At 64.9% G+C, this 16,008-nt stretch carries 20 protein-coding genes; 8 read left to right on the top strand and 12 right to left on the bottom strand.

Features of this window, described 5'->3' with window-relative positions:
• Positions 1-10 precede the first annotated feature (10 nt).
• Positions 11-1,213, bottom strand: a complete 1,203-nt coding sequence (locus BMI88_RS09240; protein ID WP_078548002.1) for a pyridoxal phosphate-dependent aminotransferase — start codon at positions 1,211-1,213, stop codon at positions 11-13.
• Positions 1,214-1,295: 82 nt separating this feature from the next.
• On the opposite strand from BMI88_RS09240, the gene BMI88_RS09235 reads away from it, so the two are divergent.
• From BMI88_RS09235 to BMI88_RS09215, 5 genes are all read left to right on the top strand, one after another.
• Positions 1,296-1,673, top strand: coding sequence for a helix-turn-helix transcriptional regulator (locus tag BMI88_RS09235; protein WP_078541836.1), 378 nt, complete (start codon positions 1,296-1,298; stop codon positions 1,671-1,673).
• Positions 1,673-1,948 (top strand): succinate dehydrogenase assembly factor 2, encoded by a 276-nt coding sequence (locus BMI88_RS09230; protein WP_078541835.1) that lies wholly within the window; start codon positions 1,673-1,675, stop codon positions 1,946-1,948. The genes BMI88_RS09235 and BMI88_RS09230 overlap by 1 nt, the downstream gene beginning before the upstream one ends.
• A gap of 158 nt (positions 1,949-2,106) precedes the next feature.
• On the top strand, positions 2,107-2,589 hold the full coding sequence (locus BMI88_RS09225) for a winged helix DNA-binding protein (RefSeq protein WP_146673580.1): 483 nt from the start codon (positions 2,107-2,109) through the stop codon (positions 2,587-2,589).
• Between the two features lie 102 nt (positions 2,590-2,691).
• Positions 2,692-3,864 carry a serine hydrolase gene (locus tag BMI88_RS09220; RefSeq protein WP_146673535.1) on the top strand — a complete coding sequence of 391 codons (1,173 nt, stop codon included), beginning with the start codon at positions 2,692-2,694 and terminating at the stop codon, positions 3,862-3,864.
• 16 nt (positions 3,865-3,880) lie between these two features.
• Positions 3,881-4,270 (top strand): DUF2237 domain-containing protein, encoded by a 390-nt coding sequence (locus BMI88_RS09215; RefSeq protein WP_078547997.1) that lies wholly within the window; start codon positions 3,881-3,883, stop codon positions 4,268-4,270.
• A 3-nt stretch (positions 4,271-4,273) separates the two neighbouring features.
• Here BMI88_RS09215 and epmA read toward each other — a convergent pair whose 3' ends face one another.
• Positions 4,274-5,314: an EF-P lysine aminoacylase EpmA gene (epmA, locus tag BMI88_RS09210; RefSeq protein WP_078547996.1), complete on the bottom strand. Its 1,041-nt coding sequence runs from the start codon at positions 5,312-5,314 to the stop codon at positions 4,274-4,276.
• A 99-nt stretch (positions 5,315-5,413) separates the two neighbouring features.
• On the opposite strand from epmA, the gene efp reads away from it, so the two are divergent.
• Positions 5,414-5,983, top strand: a complete 570-nt coding sequence (efp, locus tag BMI88_RS09205) for an elongation factor P (RefSeq protein WP_078520244.1) — start codon at positions 5,414-5,416, stop codon at positions 5,981-5,983.
• 67 nt (positions 5,984-6,050) lie between these two features.
• Here the strand turns inward: efp and BMI88_RS09200 are convergent, their stop codons facing one another.
• Entirely contained in the window at positions 6,051-6,941 is an 891-nt protein-coding gene (locus BMI88_RS09200) for a DMT family transporter (protein ID WP_078547994.1), read from the bottom strand.
• On the bottom strand, positions 6,938-7,762 hold the full coding sequence (locus BMI88_RS09195) for an alpha/beta hydrolase (RefSeq protein ID WP_078547992.1): 825 nt from the start codon (positions 7,760-7,762) through the stop codon (positions 6,938-6,940). Before BMI88_RS09195 ends, BMI88_RS09200 begins: the two co-directional genes overlap by 4 nt.
• A 63-nt stretch (positions 7,763-7,825) precedes the next feature.
• On the opposite strand from BMI88_RS09195, the gene BMI88_RS09190 reads away from it, so the two are divergent.
• Positions 7,826-8,416 (top strand): hypothetical protein, encoded by a 591-nt coding sequence (locus tag BMI88_RS09190; RefSeq protein ID WP_078547991.1) that lies wholly within the window; start codon positions 7,826-7,828, stop codon positions 8,414-8,416.
• 7 nt (positions 8,417-8,423) lie between these two features.
• Here the strand turns inward: BMI88_RS09190 and BMI88_RS09185 are convergent, their stop codons facing one another.
• The 5 genes from BMI88_RS09185 to fabA form a co-directional block, all read right to left on the bottom strand.
• A complete protein-coding gene (locus tag BMI88_RS09185) occupies positions 8,424-9,095 on the bottom strand; it encodes a haloacid dehalogenase type II (protein ID WP_078547989.1) in 672 nt (223 codons plus the stop codon).
• A 51-nt stretch (positions 9,096-9,146) separates the two neighbouring features.
• Positions 9,147-9,926, bottom strand: coding sequence for a pyrroline-5-carboxylate reductase dimerization domain-containing protein (locus BMI88_RS09180; RefSeq protein WP_078547988.1), 780 nt, complete (start codon positions 9,924-9,926; stop codon positions 9,147-9,149).
• Between the two features lie 265 nt (positions 9,927-10,191).
• Complete coding sequence (locus BMI88_RS09175) at positions 10,192-10,980, bottom strand: SDR family oxidoreductase (RefSeq protein ID WP_078547986.1); 789 nt, start codon at positions 10,978-10,980, stop codon at positions 10,192-10,194.
• Between the two features lie 42 nt (positions 10,981-11,022).
• A complete protein-coding gene (gene fabB, locus BMI88_RS09170) occupies positions 11,023-12,252 on the bottom strand; it encodes a beta-ketoacyl-ACP synthase I (protein WP_078547984.1) in 1,230 nt (409 codons plus the stop codon).
• A 31-nt stretch (positions 12,253-12,283) separates the two neighbouring features.
• Entirely contained in the window at positions 12,284-12,793 is a 510-nt protein-coding gene (gene fabA, locus BMI88_RS09165) for a bifunctional 3-hydroxydecanoyl-ACP dehydratase/trans-2-decenoyl-ACP isomerase (protein WP_078520236.1), read from the bottom strand.
• A gap of 151 nt (positions 12,794-12,944) precedes the next feature.
• Between fabA and irrA the strand changes: the two genes are divergently transcribed.
• The gene (gene irrA, locus BMI88_RS09160) at positions 12,945-13,370 is read left to right on the top strand and encodes an iron response transcriptional regulator IrrA (protein ID WP_078520235.1); all 426 of its coding nucleotides are present in this window, start codon (positions 12,945-12,947) and stop codon (positions 13,368-13,370) included.
• Between the two features lie 71 nt (positions 13,371-13,441).
• Here the strand turns inward: irrA and BMI88_RS09155 are convergent, their stop codons facing one another.
• The 3 genes from BMI88_RS09155 to BMI88_RS09145 are packed head-to-tail and all read right to left on the bottom strand — an operon-like array spanning position 13,442 to position 16,007.
• The gene (locus tag BMI88_RS09155; protein WP_078547982.1) at positions 13,442-14,389 is read right to left on the bottom strand and encodes an AEC family transporter; all 948 of its coding nucleotides are present in this window, start codon (positions 14,387-14,389) and stop codon (positions 13,442-13,444) included.
• Positions 14,389-15,192 (bottom strand): MBL fold metallo-hydrolase, encoded by an 804-nt coding sequence (locus BMI88_RS09150; RefSeq protein WP_078547980.1) that lies wholly within the window; start codon positions 15,190-15,192, stop codon positions 14,389-14,391. Before BMI88_RS09150 ends, BMI88_RS09155 begins: the two co-directional genes overlap by 1 nt.
• On the bottom strand, positions 15,189-16,007 hold the full coding sequence (locus BMI88_RS09145) for a TatD family hydrolase (protein ID WP_078547978.1): 819 nt from the start codon (positions 16,005-16,007) through the stop codon (positions 15,189-15,191). The genes BMI88_RS09150 and BMI88_RS09145 overlap by 4 nt, the downstream gene beginning before the upstream one ends.
• Position 16,008: the final 1 nt, after the last annotated feature.

Below are 16,008 nucleotides of genomic sequence, written 5' to 3'. Positions count from 1 at the left end.
CCGTTCCGCCTTATGACAGCCCTTCGCAGAAGGCCTTGATCCGGGCGCAGGCCTCGGTCAGGGCCGCGTCCGATGTAGCGTAGCTGATGCGGAAATTCGGTGAAAGCCCGAAGGCCGCGCCGAAGACCACGGCGACGTTGTTTTCCTCCAAGAGCGCATTGGCGAAATCCTCGTCGCTCTCGATCTTGCGCCCGCCAGCGGAGGTCTTGCCGATGCAGTCCTTGATCAAGGGGTAGACGTAGAACGCGCCCTCGGGCGTCGGGCAGGAGATGCCGGGGCAGGCGTTGAGCCCGGCCACCACCAGATCGCGCCGCCGCTTGAAGGCGGTGCGGAAGGTGTCGATGAAATCCTGCGGGCCGCTCAGCGCCTCGACGGCAGCCCATTGCGAGATCGAGCAGGGGTTCGAGGTGGACTGGCTCTGCACTTTGCGCATCGCCGCAATCAGCTCTTTCGGGCCCGCCGCATAGCCGATCCGCCAGCCGGTCATCGCATAGGCCTTGGAGACGCCGTTGACCGTCAGCGTGCGATCATAGAGCGCGGGTTCGACCTGCGCGGGCGTGGTGAATTCGAACCCGTCGAAGGTGAGATGTTCATACATGTCATCGGTCATCACCCAAACATGCGGGTGGCGCATCAGCACATCAGTCAGCGCCTTGAGCTCCTCGCGCGAATAGGCAGCACCCGAGGGGTTCGAGGGCGAGTTGAAGAGGAACCATTTGGTGTTCGGTGTGATCGCGGCTTCCAGCGCCTCGGGGCTGATCTTGTAGCCCATCGCGGGATCGCCCTGAACGAAGACGGGCGTGCCGCCGCCGATCAGCACCATATCCGGGTAGCTTACCCAGTAAGGCGTCGGGATCACCACCTCGTCGCCGGGATTGAGCGTCGCCATCAGCGCGTTGAACAGCACCTGCTTGCCGCCCGAGGAGACGGAGACCTGCTCGGGCGTGTAGGACAGGCCGTTCTCGCGGGCGAACTTGGCACAGATCGCCTGTTTCAGCTCGGCGATGCCGTCGACGGCGGTGTATTTGGTCTTGCCTGCGTCGATCGCGGCTTTCGCGGCGTCCTTGATCGACTCGGGCGTGTCGAAATCGGGCTCGCCCGCCGAAAGGCCGATCACATCGCGACCTTCGGCGCGCAATTCGGCCACCTTCCCGGTCATCGCGACCGTCGGCGAAGGTTTCACCCGTGCAAGCGTGTCGGAAAGGAATGCCATCGCGTCGCCCTTGATTTGTAACTCGTTCGGCAAACTTCTAGGCTCGGCACCAGAAGCGTTCAAGCGAAAGCGGGAGAGAGACATGGTCGACGATTGGTATGGCGAGGCGAGCGCAACGTTCGGCGACCGGCTTGCGGGCGCGCGCGAAGCGGCAGGGTTGAGCCAGGAGGATCTGGCAACGCAGCTGGGCGTCCGGCTCGAGACGCTGCAGGCCTGGGAAGAGGACGTACTGGAGCCGCGCGCGAACCGGCTGCAGATGCTGTCGGGAATGCTCAACGTGACGCTGATGTGGCTGCTGACCGGATCGGGCGAGGGGCTTGACGGCCCGCCCGAACAGGGAGAAGACGCAAAGGCGGAACGCGCCCTGGTGCGCGAAATCCGGGAAGTGCGGTCCGGGCTCGAAGATCTCGATGTGCGGCTGGCACGGCTGGAGAAGCGCTTGGTGGCAGGAGAGAGTTGATGACAGAGACGCGAGAGGCGCGGCTGAAACGGATGAAGATGCGCAGCTGGCGGCGCGGGATCAAGGAAATGGACCTGATCCTCGGGCCTTACGCCGATGCGTGCCTGCCCGAACTGGATGCCGCCACTCTCGATCTCTATGACCAGCTTCTCGAAGAGAACGATCAGGACCTGTATCCGTGGGTCTCGGGCGCGCAGCCATGCCCGCCGAAATACCTCGAATTGCTCTCCGTAATCGGCCAGTTCGCGCGCGAGCGGCACATTACGAAAACCTGAAAACGGCGCGGAAGCCCCGGATTTCATAGGGTTTTGCGCGAATTTTCGGAGAATTCGGGCCGCTTAACGGTATCTTTGCCATTTCCCGCCACTGTCTTGCGTCAGGGGCAGCGAAACTGGCGGAGAATGCTATGACCGTGCAGAAATCTGCAAGCGACATGACGCCCGTCCCGGCGACGCCGGGGCTGATGGCGGGATACTTGGACAGCCTCTCGCTGCTGGAACGGCTGCATCGCTTGCTGCTCGACGTCATCAAGGACGAGTTCGAGCGGCTGGGCATCCTCGAGATCAACCCGGTGCAGGCGCTTTTGCTGTTCAACGTGGGCGAGAACGAGGTGACCGCGGGGGAGCTGAAGACCCGCGGCTATTATCAGGGCTCGAACGTCTCCTACAATCTCAAGAAGCTGGTGGAGGCAGGCTACATGCACCATCAGCGCTGCGAGATCGATCGCCGCTCGGTGCGGGTGCGCCTGACCGCGAAGGGGCGCGAGCTGCGCGAGAACGTGGCCGATTTGTTCGAGCGACACGCCTGCGGGATGGAGACGCGCGGCGTCATCACCTTCGACGCGATGGAGGAGATGAACCACACGCTGCGCCGGATGGAGCGCTACTGGACCGACCAGATCCGCTATATCTACTGACCCTTGCGCAGGTCGCGTTTGCGCGATGACGCCCGGTTCTCCTTGCCGCAACTGCGTGGGGCGTGCTTCCTTGCCGTAAGGATATGCGGCGAGGGGCACGGGATGAAACAGCTTGGACAAAAGGCGATGCGGGGGGCGATCCGGGTCGGCATGGCGGCGGCGCTGCCAATCGCGGGTCTCGCATGGTGGAAGCGCGACGAGATCGCGCGGCTGCGCGCGGTGAACCGCCTGTTCGAGCCCGATCGGATCGTCGGCAATTTCTCCAACATGCCCGCGCTGTTTCATTCGCGTGAGATCGCACGTGGCGACGGGCCGGTATCGGACTTGCCGCGCGGTGCAGAGGATCCCCTGCCCGAGGGCGTCGAGGATTGGATCGAGCGGCGCTGGATCACCGCGCTGGTGAAGCTGCGCCACGGCCAGATCACCCATGAACGCTATTTCCGCGGCACCGCGCCGGAAGACCTGCGCATCTCCTGGTCGATGGCGAAGAGCTTCCTCTCGGCCACGCTGGGCATCCTGCACCATCAGGGCGTGATCCCCGATCTCGACGCGCCGCTGACCCGCTTTGCGCCGCAGCTGAAGGGCTCGGGCTATGAGGGCGTGACGATCCGCGATGCGCTGGTGATGTCCTCGGGCGTGGCCTTCAACGAGGACTATCTGGATTTCCATTCGGATATCAACAAGATGGGCCGTGTTCTCGCGATGGGGCGGTCGATGGACGCCTTCGCGGCCTCGCTCAAGATCCGCGAGGCGGAGCCGGGTGCGCGAATGCTCTATGTCTCGATCGACACGCATGTGCTGGGCATGGTGATCGCGGGTGCGACCGGGGCGGATCCGGCGGAGGTGATGCGCGAGTTGCTGATCGCGCCGATGGGTCTGGAGGCCGCGCCCGTGATGCTGACCGACGGCCTGGGCGTCAGCTTCGTCCTTGGCGGGCTGAACCTGCGGACGCGCGACTATGCGCGCTTCGGTCAGATGTTCCTGCAAAAGGGCTTCTGGAACGGGCGCCAGATCGTGCCCGAGGACTGGGTTGCGCAATCCACCGCGCTGCAGGCGCCGAAGGGCGAGGGCTACGGCTATCAATGGTGGGTGCCCGTCGACACGGCAGATCACGGCGGCGATTATTTCGCGCGCGGCATCTATGGCCAGCATATCTATGTCAGCCCCGCGACCGACACGGTGATCGCGCTCAACGCCGCCGACTGGCGTTTCAAGGAGGAGGGCGTCGAGGAGGAAAATCTTGCCATGTTGCGCCGCATCGCAGAGGTTTCCTGAAAGGGAGGGCCGCGCGATGCAGATGTATGAGGCGATCAACGTGCTGGGGGGTACATTGCAGCCCTGTTCGCTCAAGCCCCGAACCGGTTTTTTCCGCGATGGCAGCTGCAACACCTGCTGGGAGGATAGCGGCTCGCATACGGTCTGCGCGGTGATGACGGCGGAGTTTCTCGCCTTCTCGAAATATCTCGGCAATGATCTGAGCACGCCGCGTCCGGAATATGATTTTCCGGGGCTGAAACCGGGCGACCAATGGTGCCTGTGCGCCTCGCGTTTCTTGCAGGCGGTGCAGGAGGGCTGCGCGCCCGAGGTGATGCTGGCTTCGACGCATCGCGATGCGCTGCGGGTGGTGCCGTTCAAGATGCTGGCCGATCATGCCGCCGAGAAGAAGGGCGGGAAGGGCTGAGCCTCAGTCCGTCGCGCCGCCCACCGGCACCCAGAGCACATCCTCGATTTTCGGCGCGCCGGTCGCGAGAATCACCAGCCGGTCGAAGCCAAGCGCGATGCCGGACGCCTCGGGCATGATCTCGAGGGCGGCGAGGAAATCTTCGTCGATCGGGTAACGCTCGCCGTAGAGTTCTTCCTTCAGATCCATATCGCCCTCGAAGCGGCGACGCTGTTCGGCCGGATCGGTCAGCTCGCCGAAACCATTCGCGAGTTCGACCCCGCAGGCGTAAAGCTCGAACCGTTCGGCGACGCGACCGTCATCCGGGGCAGGGCGGGCCAGCGCGGCCTCGGCCAGCGGATAGCGGTCCAGAATCGTCGCGCGGCCGTGGCCCAGATGCGGCTCGACCTTCGCGACCAGCAGTTTCGAGACGATGTCCGACCAGCTATCCGCGTCGGCCACTGCAAAGCCGATCACCTCGCATTGCGCGCGCAGGGCTTCCGCGTCGGTCTTGGCCCCGTCGCAGGTGGCGAGCAGGTCGATCCCGGCATGGCGCTGGAAGGCGTCCGCGACCGACAGCCGCTCGGGTTCGGCGAAGGGGTCGCATTCGGCGGTGCCATAGCGCAGCACCGACGATCCCGCGGCTTCGGCTGCCAGCCGCAGCATCGCCGCGCAATCGGCCATCAGCGCCGTGTAGTCTTTGCCCGCGCGATACCATTCCAGCATGGTGAATTCGGGCGAATGGCGCTTGCCCGCCTCGCGGTTGCGCCAGACATGGGCGAAGGCGGCGATGCGTGGCTCGCCCGCGGCCAACAGCTTCTTCATCGCGAATTCGGGCGAGGTGTGCAGATACATCCGCCGCGCCTCGCCATCGTTGCCGATCATCTCGGTGGCAAACGCATGCAGATGCGCCTCGTTGCCGGGTGAGACCTGCAGCGCGCAGGGATCGACCTCGACGAAATCCTCTGCCGCCAGCCAGCCGCGGATCGCCGCCTGAATGCGGTTGCGCGCGAGAAGGGCGGGGCGGCGGTCGGCGTGGCGCTCGGGCGTCCAGAACGGGGGCATGACAGGCCTTTCAGGCTGGAAATCGGGGCGTAAATGGTTTAGGCGCTCTGCAATCCGGGCGCCAGAGCCTGTTTTATCCGAATTCAAAGGGGTCCTTTCATGGCGAAAGTCATCGCTTCCTCTGTCCGCAAGGGCAACGTGCTTGAAATCGACGACAAGCTCTACGTCGTGATCACCGCGCAGAACATCCATCCCGGCAAGGGCACGCCTGTCACGCAGGTCGATATGCGCCGCATCTCGGACGGCACGAAGGTGTCGGAGCGTTGGCGCACGACCGAGCAGGTCGAGCGTGCGCATGTCGAAGAGCGCGAGTACGATTTCCTGTACGAGGATGGCGAAGGCTATCACTTCATGGACCCCGAGACCTATGAGCAGCTCGCGGTGCAGGATGACGTGATCGGCGACGCGAAGGTGTTCCTGCGCGACGGTATCCGCGTCCATCTCAAGACCTTCCAGGAGAACGCGATCGCGATCGACCTGCCGCAGAAGGTCACCGTCGAGGTCGAAGAGACCGAGCCGGTCGTGAAGGGTCAGACCGCCTCGTCGAGCTACAAGCCCTCGATCTGCACCGGCGGGATCCGCGTGATGGTGCCGCCGCATATCGGCGTGGGCACCCGCATCGTGATCAACACCGAAGACACCACCTACGTGGAGCGCGCGAAGGACTGATTCTCGCCGCGATTTTATGAAAAAGGCGCCCTGCGGGGCGCCTTTTTTTGTTTGCGGATTGGGCAGGTCAGGCGGGGCGTTGTGTAGGGCGCGCGGGCCAGACCTCCAGAAGCCCTGCGCCCAGCACGAGCGCGCCGCCTGCGATTTCCAGCGCGGCGAGCTGTTCGCCCGCGATCAGCGCGGCGGAGACCGCGCCCACCAGCACCTCGCTCATCAGCAATATCCCGATCCGCGCCGGTTCGAGCCGTACGGTCGCCCACATGAGCCCGGCCGTCGCTGCGCCCCACCAGAACACACCGGCGGCACCGATCAGTCCAACCGACGCGGCCCAATCGACGCCGCTCGAGGGAAGGGGCGCAAGGAAGGGTGCGAGGCAGAGCGCGGTAAGGGCCGCGCCTGCCGCGAAGACGAAGGTGGCGGGGCCGGACGAGAGCGTCGATCTGGTGCGCATCCCCGTGGTCGCGACCGACCAGATCACGCCGCCTACAAGCGTCATCCATTCGCCCAAGCTGCTGGGTAGCGGCAGGCCACCGCTTGCGCCCAGCATCAGGCCGAGCCCCGCGAGTCCGATGAAGATCGCGGCCAGTCGCAGGCGCGAGACCGGCCAGCCGAGCACGAACCGCCCGATCAGCACCGACCAGACCGGGGTGAGGAACCACAGCAGGATCACCAGCGCGACGCGGCCATAGAGAAAGCCGATTGAATAGAGCGCGAAGGCCGCCCCGCCGAGCGCGACCGAGATCAGCGCGGCTGGCGTGGCGGCAGCGAGTTCGTAGCGCTTGGTCCAGGCGATGGGCGCAAGGGCCAAGCAGGCGACCAGGGTGATCGCAACCGTGCCCCAGGCGCCCGCCAAACCATGTCCGTCCAACGCGCGCACCGGGAGCCAGTAAAGCCCCCAGAGCGCGCCCGTGATCAGCGTGATCGCGCTGGCGATGAGGGTGACACGGGCCTCGCTCACCCTTTGATCCGTTCGACCCACGCTTCGAGGGCCGCAAGCGACTCGGGTTCGTCGAGGAAGGGGATATGGGCGCGGTCGGCGACGCGCGCATAGATCATGTCCGGGCGGCGGCGCTGCATCTCGTCCACAGTGGCGTCGGTCAGCAGATCGGAATTCGCGCCGTGGGTCAGGACGATCGGCAGCCCTTCGGTGGCCTCGAAGAGCGGCCAGGCGGGCTCCACGCCGCCCTTGAAGGCGCTGAGGAAGGCATCGCGCAGGGCCGGGTCGTAATTGATCTTCAGCCCGTCATCGGTCTCGACGTAGTGGTGGCGCACCTCCATCGCCCAGCGATTGGGCGGCACCTTGTCGAAACCGATCATCGCCTCGGGCAGCTTTTCAGCCATTTCCGCATAGCTCTTCGCCGCCGGGTTGCGCCCGATATAGTCGAAGATCTTGTTCAGCCCCTTCTCGTCGAGGACAGGTCCGACATCGTTCAGCGCGAGCCCGGTCATGCGCTCTTTCGCGGTCAGCGCGAGATACATCCCCACGAGCCCCCCGCGCGACGTGCCGAGGATCGCGGCCTTCTCGATCCCCAGATGACCGAGCAGTTGCAGCGCATCCGCCGCTTCGCGCGGCACGGTATAGGTTTTCTCGCCGGTCCAGTCGCTCTCGCCACGGCCGCGATAGTCCATGCAGATCAGCCGCACGTCCTTGAGATGCGGCGCGACGTAGTCGAAGTCGCGGGTGTTTCGCGTCAGCCCGGACAGGGCCAAGACCGGCACGCCGCTGCCACTGTCGCGATAGGCGATCTTCGCGCCATCATCCGCGGTAAAGAATTCCATTACGCCGCTCCTCTCTGGATTGCTGACCTGTCAGCGATCATAGTGCGTTAGAGGGAGATCGCCATGGCTGACACGCTGGAAAGATTACACGAAAGACTGAGTGCGCTCGAAGACGAAATCGAAGCGGAATGGGAGCGCAGGCGCGAGGCGATGGCGTTCCGGCTCGATCACAACCGGGTGGTGTTCGAGGCGGGCGTTCGCGATGCGCACCGGCAGGCGCGGGTGGGGCTTTTGCGTTTCCTGTCCTATGCGCGCCCGATGGTCATTCTGACCGCCCCGGTGATCTATTCGCTGATCGTGCCCTTCGTGCTGCTCGACCTCTTCGTAAGCCTCTATCAGGCGATCTGTTTTCCGATCTACCGCATCGCCAAGGTGAAGCGCGCCGATCATATCGTGGTCGACCGTCAGCATCTGGCCTATCTCAATGCGCTGCAGAAGCTGAACTGCGTCTATTGCGGCTATTGCAACGGGCTTCTGAGCTATGCCTACGAGATCGCCGCACGGACCGAGCAATATTGGTGCCCGATCAAGCACGCGCATCGGGTGAAGGGCCCGCATCTGCGCTACCGCGATTTCGTGGAATACACGGATGCGGAAGGGTTTCAGGCGCAGACGATGCGGCTGCGGCGCGCGCTGCGCGAGATGGACGAGTGAGCGCCTCTCAGAGGTGGTCAGGCACCGCGCGCAGGTCCGTCAGGATCGCCGCCGGTTTGTAGGGCAGGCGCTCGACCGGGGCGCCCGCGCGGTTGACCCAAAGGACGTGGAAGCCCGCCTTCGCTGCCCCCGCCGCATCCCAGCCATTCGACGAGACGAAACAGGTCTTCTCCGGATCGACGCCCATCTTCTGCGCGATCATGTCGTAGACGGCGGCGCGGGGTTTGTAATGGCCGATCTCGTGGATCGAGAGCACTTCGTCGAGCAGATGCCCGACCCCGGCCGCATGGACCGCAGCCCCCAGCATGTCCGGCGCGCCGTTCGACAGGATCGCGCGCCCCACACCGCGATGGTGCAGCGCATCGAGCATCTCGGGCACTTCGGGGAAGGCGGGTAATTCGCGGTAAAGCGCCATCAGCCGCTCGGCCAGATCGGGATCGTCGAGATCCTGCGCCGCCATTGCCCAATCGAGCCCGTCGCGGGTCAGCTGCCAGAAGTCGACGTAATCGCCCATCACCTCGCGCAGCCAGCTATATTCGAGCTGCTTGCGGCGCCAATCGGCGGCAAGGCGCGGCCAGATCTCGGTCAGACGCGGCTCCTCGGCGGCCAGATTGCGCGCGGCGGCGTCGACGTCGAAGAGCGTGCCGTAGGCGTCGAAGACGCAAAGCTGAATGGACATGATATTTCCTCCCGAGCCTCACCCTAGCGTCGGCGGGGCCGGGTGCAAGGGTCAGTAGATGTCGCGCGAGGCTTGCGTCGCGGCGGCGAGCCCTTCGGCCAGACGCTCGGCAAAGCCATTGTCGCGCAGCGTGGTGAGGCCCTTGGCTGTCGTGCCCGCGTAGTCGATCATCTCCTGCACATGGGCCTGAGGCGTCGGGCCCTCGGCCATCATCTGCCCGGCGGAGAGGAATAGCTGGCGCACGGCGCGATCGGCGATCTCGGGCGGGACGCCCTGATCCTCGGCATGACGCGCCATCGCGGCGGCGCAGGCGGCGACGAAGCCCGGCACCGGGCCCGTCATCGCGGTGAAGAGGTCGATCTGGGCCTCGTCGGTGAGTTCGTCCGTCTGCCCGCAGGCCTCAAACAGGGCCGGGGTGCGGGCGCGGTCGTCTTCGGTCACGGCATCGCTCGCGAACCATGGGCTATAGGCGAGGCCCTTTGCTGCCGCCGGGCTCGACATGGCGCGGATCACGCGGGGGCTGGCGCTGATGCGGGTGAGCTCGGAGAGCGGCACGCCCGCCATGACGGAGATCACCAGCTTGTCCTTCGCGTCGATCCTGAGGTCTCGGGCAGCGGCGGGCGGCACGCAGAGGATCACCACGTCGCAAGCCTCTACCAGCACCTGCGGATCGGTCAGCACGTTCTCCGGCGGGAAGCCCTCAATGTCAGGCCGCGCGCCGGAGCGGTTGGCCATCAGCAGCGATTTCGGCTCCGCGCGCCAGAGCGCCTCGGCGATCGCTGCGCCGAGCATCCCTGAGCCGATGATGCCGATAGAGAAATCGAGTGCCATGCGCGCCTCCCTGCGTGTTAGCGAAAGACTAACGCGGGGCAGGGGATGGGGGAAGGGATGGCCGCCCGCTTCAAACAAGAGACTGCGCCCGGAACGCGGCGAAGCCGCAGGGCGCGCGGCGGCCCGTCCCCGCGGGCTGGCGCCTTGGCCAACCGCGCGAAACGCAGCCATGTTCAAGGTATGTGGCTTGGGTAAAGCGCTGCCGCACAGAGCGTGAGCCGCGCCACCCCACGGGCCGGCGCGCCCTGCTTGCGATTGGCTGAGCTTACAGGTTCTCCGCAGCGGGCATGCCCATGACGTGATAGCCGCTATCGACCGAGATGATCTCGCCGGAGGTGCACGCACCGTAATCCGACAGCAGATAGACGGCCGTGCCGCCGATCGCTTCCAGCGTCGCGTTGTGGCGCAGGGGCGAATTGTGCTCGGTGTGGCGGAAGGTCTTGCGCGCGCCGCCGATCGCGGCACCGGCCAGCGTCTTCATCGGGCCGGGCGAGATCGCGTTCACGCGGATTCCGTCGGGGCCCAGATCGGCTGCCAGATAGCGCACGGCCGATTCCAGCGCCGCTTTCGCCACGCCCATCACGTTGTAATAGGGCGTCACGCGCTGCGAGCCCATATAGGTCAGCGTGATCATCGAGCCGCCTTCGTTCATCAGTTCCGAGGCGCGCTTGGCCACGTCGATGAAGCTGTAGCAGGAGATCGTCAGCGAGTTCTTGAAGTTCTCGCGGGTGGTGTTGATGAACCGGCCCGCGAGTTCGGATTTGTCGGAATAGGCGATGGCGTGAACGACGAAATCGATCGAGCCCCATTCCTCTTTCAGCTTGGCGAAGGCGGCGTCCATCGAGGCGTCGTCATTCACGTCCACATCCAGCAGGAAGCTGGAACCGACGCTTTCGGCCAGCGGTTCGACCCGCTTGCCGAAGGCTTCGCCCTGATAGGAGAACGCCAGTTCCGCGCCTTGCTCGGCCAGTGCCTTTGCGATCCCCCAAGCGATTGAGCGCTCGTTGGCGACCCCCATCACGAGGCCGCGCTTACCCTTCATCAGTTCCGCCATTCCCGTCCCTGCCGCCGTTTCTGTCGCCGTTTGTTCTTGCCGTTAGTCTCGATACTTGCTCATCACGAGCGACGCGTTGGTGCCGCCGAAGCCGAAGCTGTTCGACAGGACCGAGTCGAACTCGACATTGTCGATCCGCTCCATCGCGATCTCTTCGGGTTTGATCGCCGGGTCGAGCTCGGTGATGTTGGCCGAGGCCGTGATGAAATTGTTCTGCATCATCAGCAGCGAATAGATCGCCTCATGCACGCCGGTCGCGCCGAGCGAGTGCCCGGTGAGCGATTTGGTCGACGAGATCTTCGGCACGTTTTCCTCGCCGAAGACGCGGCGCACTGCCTGCACTTCGGTCACGTCGCCTGCGGGCGTCGAGGTGCCATGCGCGTTGATGTAGGAGATTTTGCGGCCTTCGGGCAGGGTGCCGACCGCGAGCTTCATCGACCGCTCGCCACCTTCGCCCGACGGCGCCACCATGTCGTGGCCGTCCGAGGTCGCGCCGTAGCCGGTGACTTCCGCGTAGATCTTCGCGCCGCGCGCCTTGGCATGCTCGAGTTCCTCCAGCACGACGACACCGCCGCCGCCTGCGATGACGAACCCGTCGCGGGTCGCGTCGAAGGCGCGCGAGGCCAGCTCGGGCGTGTCGTTATATTTCGACGACATCGCGCCCATCGCGTCGAACAGACAGCTCAGCGTCCAGTCCAGTTCCTCGCCGCCACCGGCGAAGACGATGTCCTGCTTGCCCATCTGGATCAGCTCGGTGCCGTTGCCGATGCAATGCGCCGAGGTCGAGCAGGCCGAGGTGATCGAGTAGTTCACGCCCTTGATCTTGAACGGCGTCGCGAGACAGGCCGAGTTCGTCGAGCTCATGCAGCGGGTGACCATGAACGGCCCCATCCGCTTGGGCGAGCCCTTCTCCATGACGATGCGATGTGCCTCGAAGAAGTTCGAGGTGGACGGACCGCCCGAGCCCATGATCAGGCCGCTGCGCGGGTTCGAGATGTCGCTCTCTTCGAGACCGCTATCGGCCAGCGCCTGCTCCATCGCGATGAAGTTATAGGCGGCACCCGGACCCATGAAGCGCAGGTTGCGCTTGTCGATATGGTCCTCGAGCGTGATCTTCGGCTGGCCTTTGACCTGGCTGCGGAAGCCGCGCTCGGCATAATCCTCGGCAAAGACGATGCCGGATTTGCCGGCCTTCAGGCTGGCGGTGACTTCTTCGGCATTGTTGCCGATGGGCGAGACGATGCCCAAACCGGTGATGACGACGCGGCGCATGCGGGCCTCCTGTCTTGTCTGTCTATGGGGGTCAGCTCTCGGAGAGCGCGACCTTCATGTCCTTGACCTCGTAGATCACGTCACCGTCGGCCTCGACGATCCCATCGGCGACACCCATGGTCAGGCGACGGGTCTGAATGGCCTTGGTGAAATCGACCTTGTAGGTCAGCATTTTGCGATCCGGGCGGACCATGCCGGTGAGCTTAACCTCGCCCACGCCAAGCGCATAGCCGCGACCCTGCCAGCCACGCCAGCCCAGGTTGAAGCCGGTCAGCTGCCACAACCCGTCGAGGCCGAGGCAGCCCGGCATGATCGGATTGCCGGGGAAATGGCATTCGAAGAACCACAGGTCCGGGGTGATGTCGAACTCGGCGACCACATGGCCCTTGCCGTGCTTGCCGCCATCGCCCGAGATGTCGGTGATGCGATCCATCATCAGCATCGGCGGCGCCGGAAGCTGCGCATTGCCGGGGCCAAACAGCTCCCCACGTGCGCATTTCAGAAGATCTTCTTTCCCGAAGCTCGTCGGAAACCCAGCCATCGGCGCTCCTTCCCGGTTTTGGCGTGCTTTTGCATCCCTCTATCACCGCGTGGCCGCGTGGCGCAAGGGCGACGGTGACAGGCCGCGCCCCTGCGCGGTCGCATTGAAACCTGAGTGGAAAAGTCTCATATAGGTACCGAGGAGACATGACATGGCTGTGACGAATTCGACCGAACAGCGCCGCGGGCAGGACTGGCTGAGCCGTGGCGGGCTGCGCCCCACCCGTCAGCGACTGGCGCTGGCCACATTGCTCGTGGGCGATGGGGAAAATCGTCATGTCACGGCGGAAAGCCTCTACGCGGCCGCCTGCGATGCGGGCGAGAAGGTCTCGCTCGCCACCGTCTACAACACGCTCAAGGCGTTTTGCGACGCCGGGCTGATGCATGAGATAACGGTGGATGGCGCGCGGAGCTATTTCGACACGCGTATGGACGATCATCCGCATTTCTTCTGGGAAGACGACAACCGTTTGTCGGATGCCCCGGCCGAGGAGTTGAAACTCGCCTCGATCCCGCAGGCTCCTGAGGGCGCCGAGATCACCCGCGTCGACGTGGTGATCCGCGTCCGCAAGGCCTGATTGCGGCTTCCTCTTGGCGAAAATATCCCGGGGTGAATGGCCGCAGGCCAGAGGGGCAGAGCCCCTAAACCTCACGGCAGGATCGCGAGCCACCCCCAGATCGTCAGAATCGACAGCGCCGTCGCGATCAGCACGGCCGAGGCCGCGACCCTGCGCGCCACCCCGTAGATATTCGCAAAGAGATAGGCGTTGACCCCCGGCGCCATCGCCGCCGTCAGCGTGGCCGAACGCAGAGCGGTCGTGTCCACCTTGAAGGCGAAATGCGCGAGGCCATAGGTGATCGCCGGATGCAGCATCAGCGACAGGCCCGTGACCATCGCGATGGCCTTCGCATCGCCCTCGGGACGATAGCGATAGAGCACGCCCCCTAACCCGAACAGCGCCGCAGGCAGTGCTGCGCGCGCCATCATATCCATCCCCTCGCGGATCGGATGGGGCAGGGGCTGGCCCGTCAGCGTGGTGAGGATCTTGATCGCGAAGCCCGTCAGGATGCCGATCACCAGCGGGGTCCGCAGCACGCCGATCAGCGCGTTGAGCCCCACGCGCCCGAGCGACGTGCCGGTGCCCGACGAGCGCACCATCTCCATCGCGAGGATGCCGATCGTGTAGAGGAAGGGCGAATGGACCGAGATGATCGCGAAATTGCCCGACAGCGCATCGGTGCCGTAAGCGCGCTCGGTGATCGGCACGCCCAGCAGCAGCGAATTCGAGAACAGGCAGGCGAAGCCGATGGCGACGCTCTCCGGACCGTTGCGGCCTATCATGCGCGCACCGGTGATGCCGATGGCGAAAGAGATCAGTGCGCCTGAATAGAACGCGGCCATCATCGCCCAGTTATAGCTCTGCGTCAGGTCGAGATTGGCGATCGAGCGTGCCAGCAGCACCGGCACCGCGAAGTTCTGCGCAAAGCGCATCAGCCCGTCGACCGCGCCTTCGGAGAACAGCCCGCGCCAGGCCACGACATAGCCGAAGCCGATGACGAGGAAGACCGGCAGGATGACGTCGATCAGAACGCTCATCAGAGACCGAAATCCAGAACCATCCCGTCATGGGCAGGGCGAATGTGATCCGGCGTTTCCTCGGCGACTGTGTCGTGGTCGAGGTCGATATGCATATTGGTGAGCACCGCGCTTGCGGGCTGCGCGCGTTCGATCCATTCCAGCGCGCGGGCCAGATGCGCGTGGGTCGGATGCGGCGTGCGGCGCAGCGCGTCGAGCACCCAGCAATCGAGGCCTTCGAGATAGGCCCATGCCTCTTCGGGGATGTCCGAGACGTCCGGCAGATAGGCCAGCCCGCCGATCCGGAAGCCGAGCGCGTCGATATTGCCGTGCTCGACGCGGAAGGGCTGAAACTCGATCGAGCCGCCCGCGCCGGTGATCTGGAAGGGCCGCTCGCGATGGATCGATTTCAGCTCGCAGATCGGTTTGTAATTGCTGTCCGAGGGCTGGACGAAGGCATAGGCGAAGCGGTCCAGAAGCGCGGCCTCGGTATCGGCATCGGCCCAGACGGGCAGGCGGGTGCGCATGTTGAAGACGATCTGGCGCAGATCGTCGAGCCCGTGGACGTGATCGGCATGGCTGTGGGTGTAGACCACCGCATCCAGCTCGCCCACGCCCGCGGTCAGCAGCTGCTGGCGCATGTCGGGCGTGGTGTCGATCAGCACCCGCGTGGTGCCCGATTGCGAGACCCGCTCGACCAGCATCGAACAGCGCAGCCGATGGTTCTTCGGGTTCGCCGGGTCGCACTCGCCCCAATTGTTGCCAAGGCGCGGCACGCCCCCCGAGGAGCCGCAGCCGAGGATCGTGAAGCGCATCCGACTCATGCAGCGATGCTCCCCCGCTCGCCATGCTCGGCGGCTTTCCAGAACAGGCGGTCGAAATTGGCCTGCGTCGCGGCGGCGAATTCCTCCAGCGGCAGGTCGAAGACATCGGCACCGACCTTGGCGGTGTGCGCCGTGTAGGCGGGCTCGTTGCGCTTGCCGCGATAGGGCGGCGGCGCGAGATAGGGGCTGTCGGTCTCGACGAGGATCCGCTCGAGCGGTGCGCTCGCGAAGATGTCGCGCACCTCCTGGCTTTTCGGGAAGGTCGCGATGCCGGACATCGAGAGATAGAAGCCCAGATCGACCGAGACCTGCGCGAGGCGGGGACCCGACGAATAGCAATGCATGACGCAGGAATAGGGCTTGGCCTTCATCCCCTCGGTCAGGATCGCTTCCATGTCCTCGTCGGCATCGCGCGAATGGATGATCAGCGGCAGACCGGTTTCCTGCGCGGCCTCGATATGCAGGCGCAGGGATTGCTTCTGAACCTCGGCGCTCTCGGCGGTGTAGTGATAATCGAGCCCGGTCTCTCCGATGCCCACGAATTTCGGGTGTTTGGCCAGTGCCACCAGTTCGTCCACCGTGGCCATCGGCTCTTCGGCGACGCTCATCGGATGGGTGCCTGCGGCGTAGAAGACGCCGCGATGCGCCTCGGCGATGGCCCGCACGGAGGGCTCGTTCTTCAGCTTGGTGCAGATCGTCACCATCCGCGTCACCCCGGCGGCATTGGCGCGGGCGATGATATCATCGCGCTCACCGTCGAAATCGGGGAAATCGAGATGGCAATGGCTGTCTGTGATCTCGGGCGGGAGGGTCAAA

It is taken from the genome of Thioclava sp. F36-6, assembly GCF_002020305.1.
Classification (GTDB): domain Bacteria; phylum Pseudomonadota; class Alphaproteobacteria; order Rhodobacterales; family Rhodobacteraceae; genus Thioclava; species Thioclava sediminum.
Note: the sequence above shows the minus strand (reverse complement) of the source record. Positions and strands in the feature narration are given on the sequence as shown.

Coding starts and splice junctions, on each gene's coding strand:
- BMI88_RS09240 (WP_078548002.1), bottom strand. CDS start 1,213: ATGGCATTCCTTTCCGACACGCTTGCACGGGTGAAACCTTCGCCGACG.
- BMI88_RS09235 (WP_078541836.1), top strand. CDS start 1,296: ATGGTCGACGATTGGTATGGCGAGGCGAGCGCAACGTTCGGCGACCGG.
- BMI88_RS09230 (WP_078541835.1), top strand. CDS start 1,673: ATGACAGAGACGCGAGAGGCGCGGCTGAAACGGATGAAGATGCGCAGC.
- BMI88_RS09225 (WP_146673580.1), top strand. CDS start 2,107: ATGACGCCCGTCCCGGCGACGCCGGGGCTGATGGCGGGATACTTGGAC.
- BMI88_RS09220 (WP_146673535.1), top strand. CDS start 2,692: ATGAAACAGCTTGGACAAAAGGCGATGCGGGGGGCGATCCGGGTCGGC.
- BMI88_RS09215 (WP_078547997.1), top strand. CDS start 3,881: ATGCAGATGTATGAGGCGATCAACGTGCTGGGGGGTACATTGCAGCCC.
- epmA (WP_078547996.1), bottom strand. CDS start 5,314: ATGCCCCCGTTCTGGACGCCCGAGCGCCACGCCGACCGCCGCCCCGCC.
- efp (WP_078520244.1), top strand. CDS start 5,414: ATGGCGAAAGTCATCGCTTCCTCTGTCCGCAAGGGCAACGTGCTTGAA.
- BMI88_RS09195 (WP_078547992.1), bottom strand. CDS start 7,762: ATGGAATTCTTTACCGCGGATGATGGCGCGAAGATCGCCTATCGCGAC.
- BMI88_RS09190 (WP_078547991.1), top strand. CDS start 7,826: ATGGCTGACACGCTGGAAAGATTACACGAAAGACTGAGTGCGCTCGAA.
- BMI88_RS09185 (WP_078547989.1), bottom strand. CDS start 9,095: ATGTCCATTCAGCTTTGCGTCTTCGACGCCTACGGCACGCTCTTCGAC.
- BMI88_RS09180 (WP_078547988.1), bottom strand. CDS start 9,926: ATGGCACTCGATTTCTCTATCGGCATCATCGGCTCAGGGATGCTCGGC.
- BMI88_RS09175 (WP_078547986.1), bottom strand. CDS start 10,980: ATGGCGGAACTGATGAAGGGTAAGCGCGGCCTCGTGATGGGGGTCGCC.
- fabB (WP_078547984.1), bottom strand. CDS start 12,252: ATGCGCCGCGTCGTCATCACCGGTTTGGGCATCGTCTCGCCCATCGGC.
- fabA (WP_078520236.1), bottom strand. CDS start 12,793: ATGGCTGGGTTTCCGACGAGCTTCGGGAAAGAAGATCTTCTGAAATGC.
- irrA (WP_078520235.1), top strand. CDS start 12,945: ATGGCTGTGACGAATTCGACCGAACAGCGCCGCGGGCAGGACTGGCTG.
- BMI88_RS09155 (WP_078547982.1), bottom strand. CDS start 14,389: ATGAGCGTTCTGATCGACGTCATCCTGCCGGTCTTCCTCGTCATCGGC.
- BMI88_RS09150 (WP_078547980.1), bottom strand. CDS start 15,192: ATGAGTCGGATGCGCTTCACGATCCTCGGCTGCGGCTCCTCGGGGGGC.